The sequence below is a fragment of the Jeotgalibacillus marinus genome (assembly GCF_040801915.1).
GTDB lineage: Bacteria > Bacillota > Bacilli > Bacillales > Jeotgalibacillaceae > Jeotgalibacillus > Jeotgalibacillus marinus.
The window spans coordinates 1-264 of record NZ_JBFMIA010000187.1 but is presented as its reverse complement, the minus strand read 5'-3'; the positions used below and the strand labels follow the sequence as shown (position 1 = coordinate 264).

Below are 264 nucleotides of genomic sequence, written 5' to 3'. Positions count from 1 at the left end.
GGCTGACGAACCTCCCGCTTCCTTGGCGGCAGCATTCTCTTCGGAAAGCTGGATATCATCTATGATCATACCTTCGGTGAAGTTCGTAGTGCCGGCATCCTTGACGCGGCGGCGTGAGAACATCTGCTTCACAATGAGCTCGATGTGTTTGCGTGAGACGGTTTCACCCTGGAGTTCGTAGATTTTACCGATTTCAGAAATAACATATTCCTTGGCGCGTTCCTCACCGCCATATTCGAAGAGTTCATCAATATCAGCCGAACC

The 264-nt window shown here is 50.4% G+C and carries 1 protein-coding gene; it reads right to left on the bottom strand.

The window, feature by feature from the left end; all coding sequences use genetic code 11:
• On the bottom strand, positions 1 to 264 hold a 264-nt coding region (locus tag AB1471_RS17485; protein WP_367781001.1), incomplete at both ends, for a hypothetical protein.